Source organism: Azospirillum sp. A26 (assembly GCF_042604635.1).
GTDB classification, from domain to species: domain Bacteria; phylum Pseudomonadota; class Alphaproteobacteria; order Azospirillales; family Azospirillaceae; genus Azospirillum; species Azospirillum palustre.
Genome location: NZ_CP170474.1, coordinates 1106973 through 1123338 on the forward strand (window position 1 = coordinate 1106973; position 16366 = coordinate 1123338).

13 protein-coding genes are annotated in these 16366 nt (G+C 69.4%); 5 read left to right on the top strand and 8 right to left on the bottom strand.

The genetic code is table 11. The features are described from left to right. The first annotated feature begins 99 nt into the window (after positions 1 to 99). From ABNQ39_RS28615 to ABNQ39_RS28635, 5 genes are read left to right on the top strand one after another with little or no spacing between them, the layout of a single operon-like run. A complete protein-coding gene (locus ABNQ39_RS28615; RefSeq protein ID WP_376964921.1) occupies positions 100 to 708 on the top strand; it encodes a TetR/AcrR family transcriptional regulator in 609 nt (202 codons plus the stop codon). Continuing rightward, positions 705 to 4118 carry an acyl-[ACP]--phospholipid O-acyltransferase gene (locus tag ABNQ39_RS28620; protein ID WP_376964923.1) on the top strand — a complete coding sequence of 1138 codons (3414 nt, stop codon included), beginning with the start codon at positions 705 to 707 and terminating at the stop codon, positions 4116 to 4118. Before ABNQ39_RS28615 ends, ABNQ39_RS28620 begins: the two co-directional genes overlap by 4 nt. Continuing rightward, entirely contained in the window at positions 4115 to 4822 is a 708-nt protein-coding gene (locus ABNQ39_RS28625) for a CDP-alcohol phosphatidyltransferase family protein (protein ID WP_376964925.1), read from the top strand. Before ABNQ39_RS28620 ends, ABNQ39_RS28625 begins: the two co-directional genes overlap by 4 nt. Further along, positions 4819 to 5493: a lysophospholipid acyltransferase family protein gene (locus ABNQ39_RS28630; protein WP_376964927.1), complete on the top strand. Its 675-nt coding sequence runs from the start codon at positions 4819 to 4821 to the stop codon at positions 5491 to 5493. The genes ABNQ39_RS28625 and ABNQ39_RS28630 overlap by 4 nt, the downstream gene beginning before the upstream one ends. Before the next feature lie 20 nt (positions 5494 to 5513). Beyond that, positions 5514 to 6467, top strand: coding sequence for a phosphatidate cytidylyltransferase (locus tag ABNQ39_RS28635; protein ID WP_376964929.1), 954 nt, complete (start codon positions 5514 to 5516; stop codon positions 6465 to 6467). Positions 6468 to 6550: 83 nt separating this feature from the next. Here the strand turns inward: ABNQ39_RS28635 and ABNQ39_RS28640 are convergent, their stop codons facing one another. The 8 genes from ABNQ39_RS28640 to atoS all read right to left on the bottom strand — a co-directional run bounded on the left by ABNQ39_RS28640 (position 6551) and on the right by atoS (position 16359). Further along, the gene (locus ABNQ39_RS28640; protein ID WP_376964931.1) at positions 6551 to 8242 is read right to left on the bottom strand and encodes a methyl-accepting chemotaxis protein; all 1692 of its coding nucleotides are present in this window, start codon (positions 8240 to 8242) and stop codon (positions 6551 to 6553) included. A 75-nt stretch (positions 8243 to 8317) separates the two neighbouring features. Continuing rightward, the gene (locus tag ABNQ39_RS28645) at positions 8318 to 8533 is read right to left on the bottom strand and encodes a hypothetical protein (protein WP_376964933.1); all 216 of its coding nucleotides are present in this window, start codon (positions 8531 to 8533) and stop codon (positions 8318 to 8320) included. Positions 8534 to 8616: 83 nt separating this feature from the next. Continuing rightward, positions 8617 to 9792: an acetyl-CoA C-acetyltransferase gene (locus tag ABNQ39_RS28650; protein ID WP_376964935.1), complete on the bottom strand. Its 1176-nt coding sequence runs from the start codon at positions 9790 to 9792 to the stop codon at positions 8617 to 8619. A gap of 97 nt (positions 9793 to 9889) precedes the next feature. Continuing rightward, a complete protein-coding gene (locus tag ABNQ39_RS28655; protein WP_376964937.1) occupies positions 9890 to 11263 on the bottom strand; it encodes a TIGR00366 family protein in 1374 nt (457 codons plus the stop codon). 114 nt (positions 11264 to 11377) lie between these two features. Next, complete coding sequence (locus ABNQ39_RS28660; RefSeq protein WP_310117073.1) at positions 11378 to 12034, bottom strand: 3-oxoacid CoA-transferase subunit B; 657 nt, start codon at positions 12032 to 12034, stop codon at positions 11378 to 11380. Continuing rightward, entirely contained in the window at positions 12027 to 12689 is a 663-nt protein-coding gene (locus ABNQ39_RS28665) for a CoA transferase subunit A (RefSeq protein WP_376964939.1), read from the bottom strand. The genes ABNQ39_RS28660 and ABNQ39_RS28665 overlap by 8 nt, the downstream gene beginning before the upstream one ends. Before the next feature lie 389 nt (positions 12690 to 13078). Further along, positions 13079 to 14500 carry an acetoacetate metabolism transcriptional regulator AtoC gene (gene atoC / locus ABNQ39_RS28670; RefSeq protein WP_376964941.1) on the bottom strand — a complete coding sequence of 474 codons (1422 nt, stop codon included), beginning with the start codon at positions 14498 to 14500 and terminating at the stop codon, positions 13079 to 13081. Further along, complete coding sequence (gene atoS, locus ABNQ39_RS28675) at positions 14497 to 16359, bottom strand: two-component system sensor histidine kinase AtoS (RefSeq protein ID WP_376964943.1); 1863 nt, start codon at positions 16357 to 16359, stop codon at positions 14497 to 14499. The genes atoC and atoS overlap by 4 nt, the downstream gene beginning before the upstream one ends. Positions 16360 to 16366 lie beyond the last annotated feature (7 nt).

Below are 16366 nucleotides of genomic sequence, written 5' to 3' on the forward strand. Positions count from 1 at the left end.
AGATGAGCCCGGAACGCCGGACCCTATACTTTTTCGTCGTTGCGCCAGTCAGATGGCCTCGTCACCTTGTGAGTGAACATTCATTCACATGGAGGCGTCATGTCCACCGACGTTCGCCACAGGGTCCGCGATGCCGCCATCGCGCTGTTCGCCCAGAAAGGGGTGAAGGCGACGACGGTCCGCGACATCGCCCGGTCCGCTGGGGTCTCGGAGGGAGCGCTGTATCGCCACTGGCCGAGCAAGGAGGAGCTGGCGGCCGACCTGTTCGCGGCGGAATACACCGCCATGTCGCAGAGCCTGCGCGAGGCGGCGGGCCAGGGTGCGGCGCCGGAGCGGCTGCGGCGGGTCATCCATCACGCCTTCCATCTGGCGGAGGCGGCTCCCGACCGCACCCGCTTCCTTCTGCTGTCGCAGCATGAATCGCTGCCGCTGGTGCCGCAGGGCCAGGAGACGCCGGTCGACGTGATCTGCGGCATCGTCGCCGACGGGATCGCGGAGGGCAGCATCGTGCCGGCCGACCGCGATGCGCTGTCCCACATCGTCATCGGCGCCATCGTGCTGAACGTGCAGTCGCAGGTCTACGGCCGGCAGACGGCGCCGCTCTCCAGCCTCGCCGACCCGGTCGCCGACGCGATCCTCACCGGCATCGCAACCCCTACCGCCCCCCTCGCCGCCCCCCTTACCGCCAGGACCGGAGCCGGACAATGAACGCGTCATCCCTTCTCGCGTCGCGGCGCTTCCTGCCATTGTTCCTCGCCCAGTTCCTCGGCGCCTTCGGCGACAATGTCCTGCGCGGCGCCATCGCGGTGCTGGCGGTCTATGGCGTGTCAGGCGAGGGCGCCCTCAGCGGAGCGATGATCTCGACCCTGGCGGCGGGCGCCTTCACCCTGCCCTTCCTGCTGCTGTCGGCCACCGCCGGCCAATTGGCCGACCGCTACGACCGCACGGTGATCGCCCGCATCGTCAAGCTGGCGGAAATCGGGCTGATGGCGCTGGCGTCCTGGGGCATCGTCGCCGCCGACCTGCCGGTCCTGATCGTCGCGCTGGTCGGCATGGGCGCCCATTCGACACTGTTCGGGCCGGTCAAGTACGGCCTGCTGCCCGACCTGCTCGACCCGTCCGAACTGACCGCCGCCAACGGTCTGGTCGAGGCCGGGACCTTCGTCGCCATCCTGCTGGGCACCATCGCCGGCGGCTCGCTGGCCCTGCTCCATCCCTGGGCGGTGCCGGGCATGCTGGGCGCTTCCGCGCTGCTGGGTCTGGCCGCGTCGCTGTTCATCCCGCGCGCCGGCAATGCCGATCCGGCGGTGGCTGTCGGGCTCAACCCGCTGGCGGTGACGGTGCGGGTGCTGCGCTCGGTCGCCGGGGACCGGGCGTCGATGCGGGCGATCCACGGCATCTCGGTGTTCTGGGGCGTCGGCGCGGTGGTGATGGCGCAATTCCCGTCCATCGCCCGCGAGACGCTGGGAACCGACAGCGGCGGCGCCACCCTGCTGCTGGCGGTGTTCGCCATCGGCGTGGCCGCCGGCTCGGTGTATGCCGGTCTCAGCCACCGCACGCCGTCCACCGCCGACGCCGGCCGCGCCGCGCTGGCCGGTCTGATCGCCGCCCTGGCGGGCGCCGCCCTGCCCCTGCTGACCCCGGCCGTCCCGGCGGCAGAACCGTTGTCGCCGCTGGCCCTGCTGGCCCAGCCCTGGGCGCTGCCGCTGCTGGCCGACCTGTTCGTCATTGCCGCCGCCGGGGGTGCCTTCGCCGTTCCGCTCTATGCGCTGATCCAGCATCGCGCCGCGCCGGGGGCCCGTGCCCGCGTCATCGCCGCCGCCTATGTGGTCAATGCGCTCTACATGGTGGCGGGCTCGGCCGTCGCCGCCGGGATGCTGGCGCTGGGAGCCTCGCCGCTGACGGTCGCGTCGGTGGGCGGCGCCAGCATGGCGGTCGCCGTCGTGATGGCGCTCGCCGTCGATGCGCAGGCGCTGATGCGCGCCGTCTTCCGCGGCCTGTTCCGGCTGGCCTTCCGTGTCGAGGTCCGCGGGGCGGAGCATCTGACCAAGCTCGACGGCGCCGCCGTGGTGACGCCGAACCACCAGTCCTTCCTGGACGGCGCTCTGCTCGCCGCCTTCCTGCCGGGCATGCGCTTCGCGGTCGACACCCACATCGCCAAGCACCCGCTGGTCAAGCCGTTCCTGGCAATCGCCGACCATGTCACCATCGACCCGACCAACCCGCTCGGCACCCGCATCCTGGCCCGTGCGCTGGCCGAGGGCGACAAGGTCTGCGTCTTCCCGGAGGGGCGGATCACCGTCACCGGGTCGCTGATGAAGATCAACGGCGGCCCCGGCATGCTGGCCGACAAGGCGCGCTGCCCGGTGGTGCCGGTCTGCATCGAGGGCGCCCAGCGCTCGGTCCTGTCGCGGATGAAGGGCCGGCTGCGGCTCGGCCTGTTCCCGCACATCACTATCACCGTGCTGCCGCCGGTGACCACCCCGGATGTCGGTGGTTTGGTCGGCAAGACGCGGCGCGCCGCCCTGAAGTCCTGGCTGTCGCGCGTGATGACGGAGAGCGTCTTCGCCGCCCGCCCGCGGCAGGAAACGCTGATGCTGGCCCTGCTCGACGCCCGGGCCAAGGCCGGAGCACGGGAAGAGGCGGTGCAGGACGGCGATTTCTCCACTTTGTCCTACCGTGCGCTGGCGGCCCGCGCCCTGGTGCTCGGCCGCATCCTGACGCGCGGCACGGAAGCGGACGAGCCGGTGGGCGTGCTGCTGCCGACCGCCTCGCCGACGGCGGCGGTGTTCTTCGGCCTCGCCGCCCATGGCCGGCCGGCCGCCATGCTGAACTTCACCGCCGGTCCGGATGCGGTGAAGGCCGCCTGCCGCGCCGCCGGGGTGCGCCGGATCGTCACCTCCGCCCAGTTCATCGAAAAGGCGCGCCTCGGCGCGCTGGTCGAGGCGCTGGCCGCCGACCACGCCATCATCCATCTGGAAGAGGTCAAGCGCGGGCTGCGGCTGGGCGACAAGCTGCGCGCCCTGGCGGCTCTGGTGGTGCCGGATCGGCTGCTGCCGCCGCAGGGGAACAGCGACGACATCGCCGCCATCCTCTTCACCTCCGGATCGGAGGGGCCGCCGAAGGGCGTGGCGCTCAGCCATGGCAACCTGCTCGCCAACATGGCGCAGGTGGCGTCGGTGGTGGATTTCAACCGGCAGGACGTGGTGTTCAACTGCCTGCCCATCTTCCACTCCTTCGGCCTGACCGGCGGCATGCTGCTGCCGATCCTGAACGGGGTGAAGACGGTGCTCTACCCCAACCCGCGCCATGTCCGGCTGATCCCGGAGCTGGTCTACCAGACCAATGCCACCGTCCTGTTCGGCACCGACTTCTTCCTGAACGCCTGGGCGCGGTCGGCCGACCCCTACGACTACCGCTCGCTGCGCCTCGTCTTCGCCGGGGCCGAGCGGCTCCAGGACGAGACGCGGCGCGTCTATACCGAGCGGCTGCGCGTCCATCTGCTGGAGGGCTACGGCACCACCGAGACGGCGCCGGTGATCGCCGTCAACACCCCGGCCCGCTTCCGTCCCGGCAGCGTCGGGCAGGCCCTGCCCGGCATCGAGACCGAGCTGGTGCCGGTGCCCGGCGTCGATGCCGGCGGGCGGCTGCGGGTGCGCGGGCCGAACGTGATGAAGGGCTACCTGCACGCCGACTGTCCCGGCGTGATCCAGCCGCCGCAGGATGGCTGGCACGACACCGGCGACATCGTCGAGATCGACACCGAGGGCTTCATCCGCATCGTCGGCCGGGTCAAGCGCTTCGCCAAGGTGGCGGGCGAGATGATCCCGCTCGGCCTCGTCGAGGAGCTGGCGGGCCTCGCCGATCCGGACGCCACGCACGCCGCCGTCGCCCTGCCCGATGCCAAGCGCGGCGAGCGGATCGTGCTGGCGACGACCGGCACCGCGCTGACCCGCGATGCGCTGGTCGCCGCCGCGCGGGCGAGGGGAGCGCCCGAGATCGCCATTCCGCGCGACATCCTGCGCATCGACGCCGTCCCGCTGCTGGGCACCGGCAAGACCGATTATCCGGCCGTGACGCGGTTCGCCGCGGACGCCGCAGCCAAGGAGCCTGCATGATGGAGACCTCCGCGACCGCCGCCAAGGCTACCGCCGCCAACCCGGCCGCCGACCGGCGCCCCATCGCCACCCGGTCGGCCCGCTGGGCGCAACGGCTGGCGGCGTGGCTGACCACGACGCCGGTGACCCCCAACCAGATCTCGCTGCTGTCGGCGGTGTGGGCGGCAATCGGCGGCGCCCTTCTGCTCCAGGGCGGCGTGCTGGCCTGGATCGGCGCCGCGCTGTGCGTCCAACTGCGCCTCGTCTGCAACCTGCTCGACGGCATGGTCGCGGTGGAGGGCGGCAAGGGATCGCCGGTCGGCGCGCTCTACAACGAGATCCCCGACCGCGTCGCCGACACCGCCTTCCTGGTGCCGCTGGGCTATGCCGCCGGCCTGCCCTGGCTCGGCTGGGCGGCGGCGCTGGCCGCCATGATGACCGCCTATGTCCGCACCTTCGGCGGCGCCCTGGGGCTGGCGCAGGATTTCGGCGGCGTGATGGCCAAGCAGCGTCGCATGGCCGCCCTCACCGTCGCCCTGCTTGCCCAGGCGGTCGAGCATATGCTGTGGGGCACACGCTACAGCCTGCTCGCGGCGGCCTGGATCATCATGGCCGGCAGCCTGCTGACCGTCGCGACGCGCACGCTCGGCATCGCCCGCCGCCTAAATACTCAACATTTGAATGCCCAACATCTGGAAGCCCTCAAGCCGGAGGTCCGGTCATGATCCCTCTGTTCCAACCGGCGCTCCGCCACGGTCTGCTCGGGCTGACCCGCCTGCTGGTCGGCGCCCGCGCAAGCTGGGAAGGCAGCGCCCCCGCGGACACTCCGCGCATCTATTTCGCCAACCACACCAGCCACCTCGACACGCTGGCCGTCATGGCGGCCCTGCCTTCGAAGCTGCGGGCGCGCACGCATCCGGTGGCGGCGCTCGACTATTGGGGCGGTTCGGCCCTGCGCCGTGCGGTGGCGGTGGGCTGCCTGAACGCGCTGCTGGTCGACCGCACCGGCAAGGCGACGGCGGAGGTGATGGACGCCATGGCGGCGGTGCTGGAAAGCGGGCAGTCGCTGATCCTTTTTCCCGAAGGCACGCGCGGCGACGGCACCGTGGCGCCGTTCAAGAGCGGGCTTTACCACCTCTCCCAACGGGTGCCGGCGGCGGAACTGGTCCCCGTCTTCATCGAGAACCTGCACCGCGTGATGCCGAAGGGCATGCCGCTGCTGGTGCCGCTGATCTGCACCATGCGCTTCGGCGCGCCGCTGCAACCCGTCGCGGGCGAGGACAAGGCGGCCTTCCTGGGACGGGCGCGCGACGCGCTGGTGTCGCTGTCCCGGCCCGCCTCGCAGTCCAACTCCCAGCCCGCGTCCCAACCTTCCGACCGACGGACCACCCGATGAGCAGCGCGATCAACTCAGTGATGAGCGTTTTCACGACCACCGAGCCGCTGTTCCTCTGGCTGTCGGGTGCCGCCATCGGCCTGCTGGTCGTCGCCACGCTTATCGGCGCCGTCCTGGCCTACCGGGTGCAGACGCCGGCCGGGCGCGACACGGTGCGCAACCTGAACGCCCGCATCCGCTCCTGGTGGGTGATGGTGGCGCTGTTCGCCGCGGCGATGCTGCTGGGCAGCGGGGTGACGCTGGTGCTGTTCGCCCTGCTCTCCTATCTGGCGCTGCGCGAGTTCATCACGCTGACGCCGACCCGGCGCGGCGACCATGCCGGGCTGTTCCTGTCCTTCTTCGTGGTCGTGCCGCTGCAATACTGGCTGGTCGGGATCGGCTGGTACGGGCTGTTCTCGATCTTCATCCCGGTCTATGTGTTCATGGCGCTGCCGTCGCTGTCGGTTCTGGGCGCCGACACCACCGACTTCCTGACCCGCACCGCCAAGGCGCAGTGGGGCCTGATGCTGGCGGTCTACTGCACCAGCCATGCGCCGGCCCTGCTGTGGCTCGACATCCCCGGCTACAGCCTGCCCCCCGCCCTGCTGCTGCTGTATCTGATGACGGTGGCGCAGCTGAGCGACGTCTTCCAGTATGTGTTCGGCAAGCTGTGGGGCAAGACCCGGCTGTCGCCCGGCATCAGCCCGTCCAAGACGGTGGAGGGGCTGGTCGGCGGCGGGCTGACCGCCGTCGCCATCGGCACCGGGCTGCATGTCATCACGCCCTTCTCGCCGCTCCAGGCGGCCGGCATGTCGCTGGTCATCGTGACGGCCGGATTCTTCGGCGGCTTCGTCCTGTCGGCGATGAAGCGCGACCTCGGCGTCAAGGATTGGGGCACGATGATCGAGGGGCATGGCGGCGTCCTCGACCGTCTCGATTCCGTGGTATTCTCCGCCCCGCTGTTCTTCCATCTCACGCGCTACTGGTTCACCTGACCGCAAGCACCGGCATCCCGGACACACGAACGCCCCGGCTCCTGCGAGCCGGGGCGTTCGTGCAATCGCATGGCGAACGGGTCTCAGGCGGCGCGGATCTCCGCCAGAAACGCGTCCAGTTCCCGTTTCAGCAAGGCCGCGTCGGTCGCCAGTGTGTCGGCGGACTGCTTGACCTGACCGGCGGCCACCCCGCTGTCGCGCTCGGCCTTCTGGATGTCGACCACGCTGTGCGAGACCTCGTTGGTGCCGAGGGCGGCCTGCTGGGCGTTGCGGCTGATCTCATCGGTCGCCGCACTCTGCTGCTCGACCGAGGCGGCCATCTCGGCGGCAGACTGGTCGATCTGCTCCACCTGACCGATGATGCCGCGCATCGCCTCCACGGTCCGGTCCGACGCCGCCTTCACGGTGCCGATCTGCTGGCCGATCTGCTCGGTCATCGCATGGGTCTGGCTCGCCAGATTCTTGACTTCGCTGGCGACGACGGCGAAGCCCTTGCCCGCCTCGCCGGCACGGGCCGCCTCGATGGTCGCGTTCAGCGCCAGCAGGTTGGTCTGGGAGGCCACGGCGTTGATCGACGCGACGACCTGATCGACCTGCTCGATGGCGGCGGACAGCGCATCCAGATGGCCGCGGGCCTGCTCCGCCCGCTCGGCGGTCACCTTGGAGCGCTGGGCCGCCTGCACCACCCGTCCCGACAGGCCGCGGATCGCCGTCGACATCTCCTCGGCAGCCGACGCGACGGCCTGCACATTGACCGACGCCTGCTCCGACGCCGAGGCCACCGACGTGCAGTCCTGCTCGGCCTTGCGGACCGCGCCGGACAACTGCGAGGCGGTTTGCTGGAAGCCGCTGGCCGACAGGCCGAGCTGGTCGACGATGCGGCCGACCCGGCTTTCGAACCGGTTCGCTAGATCGACCACCGCCGCCCGCTTTTCCGCCGCGGCCTGGACGGCGGCGCTGCGGCGCTCCTGCTCCATCTGGCGGTTGCGCAGGATGTTCTCCTTGAAGACCTCCAGCGTGCGCGCCATCCCGCCGATCTCGTCCCGCCGCCCGCGTTCCGGCACCTCGGCGTCCAGATCATGGTCGGCAAGGCGCAGCATGACGCCATGCACGCGCGACAGCGGACGCGTCACGCTGCGGGCGACCGCCCAGCCCAGCAGCAGGGCCAGCGCCGACAGCCCGGCGACCACCAGCCCGAAGACGGTCATCATGCCGACGAAGGCCGAGCGCAGATCGTCGGTGTAGACGCCGGTGCCGATCACCCAGTCCCATGGCTCGAAATGGACCGAGTAGGCCAGCTTCTCATAGGTCGGCCCCTTGGGGTCGTTGGGCCGCGGCCATTCGTAGGTCACGAACTCCGGCACCGGCGTCAGGGCGCCGCGCACCGCCTCGCGGATGACGTAGACGCCGTTGCGGTCGCGGATCTCGGCGCCGCTCTTGCCGATCAGCGCCGGGTTGGCATGCATGACGTTGATGACCTGCGAGGTCCAGATCCACAGATATTCCCCGTCGGCGTAGCGCATGGCGCCGATGGCCGTTTTGGCGCGGTCCTTCGCATCCTCCTCGCTCATCGCGCCGTCCTGCGCCAGCTTGTGGAAGCGGGCGGCGATGCTGCCGCCGCTCTCGGCGATGAAGCGGACGCTGTTCATCCGCTGCTCGACCAGTGCACGGTTGACGAAATGGCCGCCGACCGCCGCCACCAGCCCGGCGGCGATGATCGACAGCGACGCGAGGAATCCGATTCGCCACCGCAACGGCAGCTCCGACAAACGCATGATTCTTGTTTCCCTCTTTCCGGCCCGCTCACCCCGGTCCGATCCCAGGGGCCGCTTCCGGTGGCCGGACCGACGTTACGAGCCGCGGCCCGCACCGGCGACGATGCTGGTCACCGCTTCGACGGTGCCATGGTCTGCGGAATGGACCCGGTTCACCTCGTTGAACGCGGCGATCTGGGCGTGACTGACGTGGCTGAACTGCTCCGCCGCCCGCAGGGCGAGGGCCGGCCCGTCAGAGGCGTCGGCGACCGCGATGTGGAGGGTGACGGACACCTCGATAATCTCTGCCATACCACTATCCTTCAAAAGGGTACAAATGGTCGCGGAGCCGCTGCCATCTGAGGGCATCGGCGGCTCCGCATGTCTCGATTGGATCAGACGCGCTCGACGCAGAGGGCGACGCCCATGCCGCCGCCGATGCACAGGGTGGCGAGGCCCTTGCGGGCGTCGCGCCGGCCCATCTCATGCAGCAGGCTGACCAGGATGCGGGCGCCCGACGCGCCGATGGGATGGCCGAGCGCGATGGCGCCGCCATTCACGTTCACCCGCTCCTCGTCCCAGCCCATTCCGGCATTGACCGCCAGCGCCTGCGCCGCGAAAGCCTCGTTCGCCTCGATCAGGTCGAGGTCGTCCACCGACCAGCCGGCCTTCTGCAAGGCCAGCTTCGAGGCCGGGATCGGCCCGGTGCCCATGATGCTGGGATCGACGCCGGCCGTCGCCCAGGAGGCGATGCGCGCCAGCGGCGTCAGCCCGCGCCGGGCGGCGTTCTCCGCCGTCATCAGCACCAGCGCAGCCGCTCCGTCATTGAGGCCGGAGGCGTTGCCGGCGGTCACCGTGCCGTCCTTGGCGAAGGCCGGGCGCAGCTTGGCCAGCGTCTCCAGCGTGGTGCCGTGCTTGGGATATTCGTCGGTGTCGACCAGCGTGTCGCCCTTGCGGCCCTTGATGGTGATCGGCACGATCTCGTCCCGGAAGCGGCCAGCCTTCTGCGCTGCCTCCGCCTTCTGCTGCGAGGCAACCGCGAATTGGTCCTGCCGTTCGCGGCTGAGATCCCAGGCGCGGGCGACATTCTCGGCGGTGGTGCCCATGTGGTAGTTGTGGAAGGCCTCCCACAGCCCGTCGCGGATCATGCTGTCGAGCATCTCGGCCGTGCCCATCTTGGTGCCGTTGCGCAGATGCATGAGGTGGGGCGACTGGCTCATGTTCTCCTGGCCGCCGACCACCATCACCTCGGCGTCGCCGCAGCGGATCGCCTGCCAGCCGAGCGCCACCGAGCGCAGGCCGGAGCCGCAGACCTGATTGATGCCGAAGGCGGTCTTTTCGACTGGGATGCCGGCCTTGACCGCGGCCTGACGGGCGGGGTTCTGGCCCTGGCCGGCGGTCAGCACCTGGCCCAGTACCACCTCGGACACCTCGGCGGCGTCGGTGTGGGCGCGCGACAGCGCCTCGCGGATCGCAGCGGCGCCAAGTTCATGGGCGGGGACGGACGCCAGCGCGCCGTTGAAACTGCCGATGGCGGTGCGGACCGCGCTGGCGATGACGATCTCGGTCATGGAGGACTCCTCCGGAAAATTGCGTCTTGCAGGAAGGAAGGAAGGAAGGCCGCCGCGTCCGTTCGGTGGAGCGCGGCGGCCGGTTGGTCGTTGACGGTCAGAAGTAGAGGCCGATCAGGAAGATGGGCAGCGTAATGACCAGGGCCGTCGCGCAGTAGCCCATGATGTCGCGCACCCCCAGCCCGGCGATGGCGAGCGCCGGCAGCGCCCAGAAGGGCTGGGCCATGTTCATCCACTCCTCGCCATAGGCGATGGCCATCGCCGCCTTGCCGAGATCGACGCCGAGCTGCTGGGCGGCCGGCATGATGAAGGGACCCTGCACCACCCAATGGCCGCCGCCCGACGGGACGGCGAAGTTGATCAGGCCCGACGACAGGAAGGCGAGGACCGGGAAGGTTTCCTTGTTGGCGATGTCGACGAACAGGTTGGTGATCAGACCGCCCAGGCCGGAATGTTCCATCATGATCTGGATGCCGGCGTAGAAGGGGAACTGCACCATGATGCCGGCGGTGCCGCGGGCGGCGTTGGCGACGGCGCGGGCATAGGCCATCGGCGTGCCGTGCAGGATCAGGCCGGCCACCAGCATGATCAGGTTGACCGTGTTGATGTTGAGGTCGAAGCCCTTGGCCTGGAAGTGCAGGAACAAATAGCCGATGCCGAGCGCGGCGACGACGAAGCCGAGGACGCGGCTCTCCTCCAGCTTTTCAGCCGGGCTGGCGTCGGGGCCGAGGACGCGCTTGGTCGAGGGTTCCGGCTTCAGCAGCGCCGGATCGACCGCCACCACTTCGTTGGCCTTCGGGTGCATCATCCAGCAGATCAGCGGCAGGACGACGATCAGCGCCAGCGTGATGCCGACATTGTAGGTGGTGAAGATGGTGTCGGAGATCGGGATCAGGCCGACCGTCTTCTCCATCGGGTTGCCCTTGGTCGCGGCGACCAGCGGAACCGAGGCGGAGAAGCCGCCGTGCCACGTCATGAAACCGATATAGGCCGAGGCGATCAGCAGCCGGTAGTCCGATTTCGGGACGCGGCGGGCCACCTCGCGGGCGAACATGGCGCCGACGACGAGGCCGAAGCCCCAGTTGACGACGTTGGTCACCGCGGCGGCGAAGCAGACCAGCATGACGCCCTGGGCCGGCGTTTTGGCGATGGAGGCCACCCGGCCCATGACGTTGCGCACCGGCTCGGAGCTGGCGAGCGCATGGCCGGTGACCAGCACCAGCGCCATCTGCATCGAGAAGGCCAGCAGGTTCCAGAAGCCGTTGCCCCACATGCGCACCAGATCGACAGGACTGCTCGGCGTCAGCCACCAGGCAAAGCCGAAGGTCAGCACGGTCAGGATGATGGCGAAGATCAGCGGGTCGGGCAGATAGCGGCTGACCAACCAGGTCAGGGCACGGGAAATCGGCGTGATCGGGTTGAAGCGGGCGCTGGTCTCCGGCGCCGGCGGGGGGGCTGTGGTGACGCTCATGGCGGGTCTCCGGCACGAGGAGGGTCGTTCCCGCGCCGCCGGCTGCACGGCCGGACGGCGCGGGGAGGACGGGTCTCCGACGATCAAGATGGGCCGATGCGTGGATGGCGCCGGTCAGGCGGCGACCGGCATGGTCGGCACGGCGGACGGGACGATCAGCTCGGCGCCGGTCTGGGCCAGCACGTCGGCGACCGTGACGCCGGGCGCGACCTCGCGCAGCACCAGCCCCTTGTCCGTCGGCTCGATCACCGCCAGTTCGGTGACGATCAGATCGACCCGCCGGACCGAGGTCAGCGGCAGTTCGCAGCGCTTGACGATCTTGGGCGTGCCCTTGGCGCTGTGCTGCATGGCGACGATCACCCGCTTGGCGCCGGAGACCAGATCCATCGCACCGCCCATGCCGGGCACCATCTTGCCGGGTACCATCCAGTTGGCGAGCCGGCCCTCCTCGTCGATCTGGAGGCCGCCCAGGACGGTGACGTCCAGATGCCCGCCGCGGATCAGGCCGAAGGACATCGCGCTGTCGAAGGATGCGGCCCCCGGAACGGCACCGATGGGGCTGCCGCCGGCATCGCTCAGATCCTCGTTCTCCGCCCCCGGTTCGGGCACCGGGGCCATGCCGACGATGCCGTTCTCCGACTGGAAGAAGACGTTGACGCCGGCCGGCAGGTGGGCGGCGACCATGGTGGGCAGGCCGATGCCGAGATTCACCAGGTTTCCCGGCCGCAGTTCCAGCGCGACGCGCTTGGCGATCAGGGTTTTCTCATCCATGGCGACGCTCCTTGGCGACCAGGCAGTCGACCAGCACATTCGGGGTGACGACGCTGTCGGGCGGAATGACGCCCACCGGCACGATGTCCTCGGCCTCGACGATCACCGTTTCGGCGGCCATCGCCATCAGCGGGTTGAAGTTGCGCGCCGTCAGCGCGTATTCGAGATTTCCCAGATAATCGGCCCGCTTGGCGGCGATCAGGGCGAAATCGGCCTTCAGCGCCGTCTCCAGCAGATAGACCGTGCCGTCCAGCTCGATGCACTGCTTGCCCTCCTCGACCACCGTGCCGACGCCGGTGGGGGTCAGGACGCCGCCGAGGCCAAAGCCGCCGGCGCGCACCCGCTCGGCCAGCGTGCCCTGCGGCACCAGCTCGACCACCGTCTCGCCGGCGATCATCTGGCGCTGGGTCTCGGAATTGGTGCCGATGTGGCTGGCGATCACCTTGCGCACCACCTTCGCCGTGACCAGCCGGCCGATCCCCACGGTGGGGCGGGCGGTGTCGTTGGCGATGACCGTCAGGTCGCGCTTGCCCTGGCGGAGCAGTTCATCGATCAGGTGGGGCGGCGTTCCGACCCCCATGAACCCCCCGATCATCAAAACCGCGCCATCGGGAATCATGGCGACGGCCTCTTCCAGCTTTCGCACTTTACTCATTCGACGTCTCCCTTGGACGTCGGGGTGCGGCGGATCGATTTCCACCGGCAGCCCCGCGGGCGCGGAGCCCGCCACAGAATCCAGTGAAGGATCCAAGAGGTGGACCGCGCGCTCATTCTTGGTTTCATAGCGCTGCGATCGGGGGACCCGCGACATCCAGGCCAGTGCCGTGGACCGTCTGAGCCGGCCGACATACCCACACTCTAGCAATGGATGTGCCAAAGGCCGGTTCCAGTCCGGATGGCGGAGAAATCCAGCCTCCGCCTTGGAGTCCGGCGACCGCTGCCGGTCGGAACCGGGAGGGATCGGGCACGGCCGCCCGATCCGGTGCGCAACTTTGTGCGTGCTGCGCAAAAACTTGCGCAGCAGCCACCCCTCAAACCGTCCGTTCAGGAAATGCCGTATTCCTGTAGCTTGTAGAGCAGCGAGCGGCGGCTGATTCCCAACTGCTGGGCCGTCTTCATCCGGTTGCCGTCGTTGCGGGCCAGCGCGTCGGCCACAACCCGCGCCTCGAAACGGCTGACCTGTTCGCGCAGGCTGCCGGCGGCGGACGGGGCGGCTGTGCCGTCACCGTCGTTTTCGGCTGCCGGCTCGCTGTCCCCGGTCTGCCCGGCGATCTGCTCCGGCAAATCCTCGGTGACGATCATGGCACCGGTGCTCATCACCACCGCGCGCTCCATCGCATTGGACAGTTCGCGGATGTTGCCCGGCCAGCGGTAGGCCAGCAGGCGCTCCATCGCCTGCTCGTCGATGCCGCTGACCTCGATGCGGTTCTCGGCGGCGAAGCGTTGCAGGAAATGGCTGGCGAGCAGGCGGACATCCTCCGGCCGCTCGCGCAGCGGCACCGTCCTGAGGGTCACGACATTCAAACGGAAATAGAGGTCCTGCCGGAACAGCCCCTGGCGGACCATCTCCTCAAGGTTGCGGTTGGTGGCGACGATGACGCGCACATCCGTGCGCACCAGTTCGGTGCCGCCGACCCGCTCGAACTCCCGCTCCTGAAGCACGCGCAGCAGCTTCACCTGCAAGCTGGGGGAGATGTCGCCGATCTCGTCGAGGAACAGGGTGCCGTGCTCCGCCTGTTCGAAGCGGCCGCGGCGGCGCGCCTGGGCCCCGGTGAAGGCCCCCCTCTCGTGGCCGAAGAACTCGCTTTCCAGCAGCCCTTCGGGCACCGCGGCGCAGTTGACCTTGACGAAGGGGCCGGCATTGCGCGGGCTGTTGTAGTGGATGGCCGCCGCCACCAGCTCCTTGCCGGTCCCGCTCTCGCCGGTCACCAGCACGGTGGCGTTGCTCTTGGCGACCTTGGCGATGGTCTGGAGAAGCTCGCTCATGCGCGGGCTGGCGGTCAGGATGCGGTCGGTGCGATAGCTGCTCGACAGTTCGCGGTGCAGGGTGGCGATGTCGTCGCGCATCCGGCGCATCTGCAACGCCCGCCCGACCTGCAACAGGATCTCCGCGATGTCGAAGGGCTTGATGACATAGTCGAAGGCGCCATCCTTGATTGCCTGGACTGCCGAGCCGACCTCGGCATAGGCGGTCATCAGGATCACCGCGGTGGAGCGGTCGAGCTTGCGGATTTCCGCCAGCGCCTGCAACCCGGTCATCCGCGGCATGCGGACATCCATCAGCACCACGGCATGGCGCTGCGCGGCGAAGGCGGCGACCGCCTCCACCCCGTCGGCGGCGGTGGTCACCGACAGTCCGTCGCGCGTCAGCACCGCGGCGAGCATCGCGCGGATCGCCTCGTCGTCGTCCACCACCAGGACGGCCGGCGCCGAAATGGCCTGCATGGCAGGAAACTGGGTCGTCATGCGTCAACCGTCCGGTTGTGAAGGATGGGAATCCGCAGGGTCACTGTGGTGCCGGACCCCGGCACGCTGGCGATGGCGATGGTTCCATGATGCGCGTCGACGATCCGGTGCGCCATCGCCAGCCCGAGCCCGGTCCCCTGCGGCTTGGTCGAAAAGAAGGGATCGAACACCTTGTCGAGGTTCTCCGGCGCGATTCCCTCGCCGTCGTCGCTCACCGTGATGACGGCCTCGCGGCCATCCGCCGCCATGGCGGTGGCGATGGCGATGCCTCCGGTTTCCGAGGTCGCCTGCACCGCGTTGATGATCAGGTTGAGCATGACCTGCTTCAGCGCCTCGCCGTCGGCTTCGACCAGGGGCAGGCCGGGGGCGGGATGCAGGGCGATGCGGGCGTTCGACTTGCGCCCGGCCAGCAGGGACACCTCGCGGATCAGGTCGTTCAGCTGCACCGGCAGGAAGGCCGGCGGGCGGGGCCGGCCGAACTCCAGCAGTTCGGTGACGAGGCGGTTCAGGCTGTCGACCTGCCGGACGATCAGGGGTGCATAGCGCTGCCACTCGGCGACATCGTCGGAGCTTTCGAGGAACTGCATGAAGCCGCGGATCGAGGTCAGCGGGTTGCGCACCTCGTGGGCGAGGCCGGCGACCAGCTCGCCCAGCGCAGCCAGCCGGTCGGCCCGCATGATCTGGGTGCGGAGCCGCTGCTGCTCGGTCAGATCCTTCAGCACCACCACCGCGCCGATGGCCTCGCCATGGCTGTCGCGCAGCACGCTGCTCGATACAGTGAGATGAAGCGTCTGTCTGGTCCCCGGAAAATCCAGCGCCACGCCGACATGCTGCCGGCCGGTCTTCAGCGTGTCGAGCAGCGGGCTGGCGAAGCGGCCATCCGGCTTGAACAGGGACTCGTAGGGCCTGCCGATCACCTCGCCGGCGCTCACCCCGATCATCGCCTCGGCAGCCGGGTTGAGTGCCGTGACCTGCCCGGCCCGATCCACGGCGATCACGCCGTCGGCGATGCTGTGCAGGATGTTCTCGGTCAGCGACTTGGCATCCAGCAGGGCGCGAGCCATGGCGTTGACCTCGACCGCGATGGCGCCGACCTCGCCCGGCGGCGGCCGGATTGCGTCGCCGAGGTCGCTCCGCATGCGCAGCAGGCCGTCGATGATCTGGCGGATGTCGCGGCCGACCCCGCGCGTCAGCACCTGCGTCAGCACGAGCCCCAGCAATATTCCGCCGAGGCTGACGGTCAGGACCGCCCGGTCCATGGCGGCTGCCTGCCGCTCGACATCGTCGGAAAGCTCATTGGCCCAGATGTAGCCGATCACGCCGCCGTCGCGGAGGATGGGCAGCATCGCGTTCAGGATGAAGCCGCGCACCTGCCGGCCGCTTTCGAGCGCCTGCTTTCCGCTTTCCAGCACATGCCAGCCCGGATGCTCCGGCGGTATGGTGGTGCCCACCGTCGCACTGTAGTCCCGGCTCGGCCCATAGGTGATGATGGCGTTGAGCGCCTTGCTGTAATAGCCGACCCCCACGCCGGGATTTGCCCCGGCGATCATGTCGGTGAAGGGGGTCAGCCGGCCCGACAGGATCCGGATGGCGGCATCGCGGTCGCCGGCCAGAACAGCGGTATCGACACCGGCATCTGTCAGAAGGGGATCGAAGCCGGGGCCGAGATGAGCGTCCAGCAGGCGCGTCAGGCCGAAGAGCTTCTCCGACTTTTCACGGACCAGCGCCTGCCGCCCCTCCCGCTCCAGCAGATAGCCGGTCAGCGAGATGGGCAGAACCACCACGGCGAGCGAAACCAGAAGCAGCTTGCCGCGCAGGGTGCTCGGCAGGGAACGGCGGATCCAGCCAAAGGGCCACATGGCGCCC

Coding starts and splice junctions, on each gene's coding strand:
- ABNQ39_RS28615 (WP_376964921.1), top strand. CDS start 100: ATGTCCACCGACGTTCGCCACAGGGTCCGCGATGCCGCCATCGCGCTG.
- ABNQ39_RS28620 (WP_376964923.1), top strand. CDS start 705: ATGAACGCGTCATCCCTTCTCGCGTCGCGGCGCTTCCTGCCATTGTTC.
- ABNQ39_RS28625 (WP_376964925.1), top strand. CDS start 4,115: ATGATGGAGACCTCCGCGACCGCCGCCAAGGCTACCGCCGCCAACCCG.
- ABNQ39_RS28630 (WP_376964927.1), top strand. CDS start 4,819: ATGATCCCTCTGTTCCAACCGGCGCTCCGCCACGGTCTGCTCGGGCTG.
- ABNQ39_RS28635 (WP_376964929.1), top strand. CDS start 5,514: ATGAGCGTTTTCACGACCACCGAGCCGCTGTTCCTCTGGCTGTCGGGT.
- ABNQ39_RS28640 (WP_376964931.1), bottom strand. CDS start 8,242: ATGCGTTTGTCGGAGCTGCCGTTGCGGTGGCGAATCGGATTCCTCGCG.
- ABNQ39_RS28645 (WP_376964933.1), bottom strand. CDS start 8,533: ATGGCAGAGATTATCGAGGTGTCCGTCACCCTCCACATCGCGGTCGCC.
- ABNQ39_RS28650 (WP_376964935.1), bottom strand. CDS start 9,792: ATGACCGAGATCGTCATCGCCAGCGCGGTCCGCACCGCCATCGGCAGT.
- ABNQ39_RS28655 (WP_376964937.1), bottom strand. CDS start 11,263: ATGAGCGTCACCACAGCCCCCCCGCCGGCGCCGGAGACCAGCGCCCGC.
- ABNQ39_RS28660 (WP_310117073.1), bottom strand. CDS start 12,034: ATGGATGAGAAAACCCTGATCGCCAAGCGCGTCGCGCTGGAACTGCGG.
- ABNQ39_RS28665 (WP_376964939.1), bottom strand. CDS start 12,689: ATGAGTAAAGTGCGAAAGCTGGAAGAGGCCGTCGCCATGATTCCCGAT.
- atoC (WP_376964941.1), bottom strand. CDS start 14,500: ATGACGACCCAGTTTCCTGCCATGCAGGCCATTTCGGCGCCGGCCGTC.
- atoS (WP_376964943.1), bottom strand. CDS start 16,359: ATGTGGCCCTTTGGCTGGATCCGCCGTTCCCTGCCGAGCACCCTGCGC.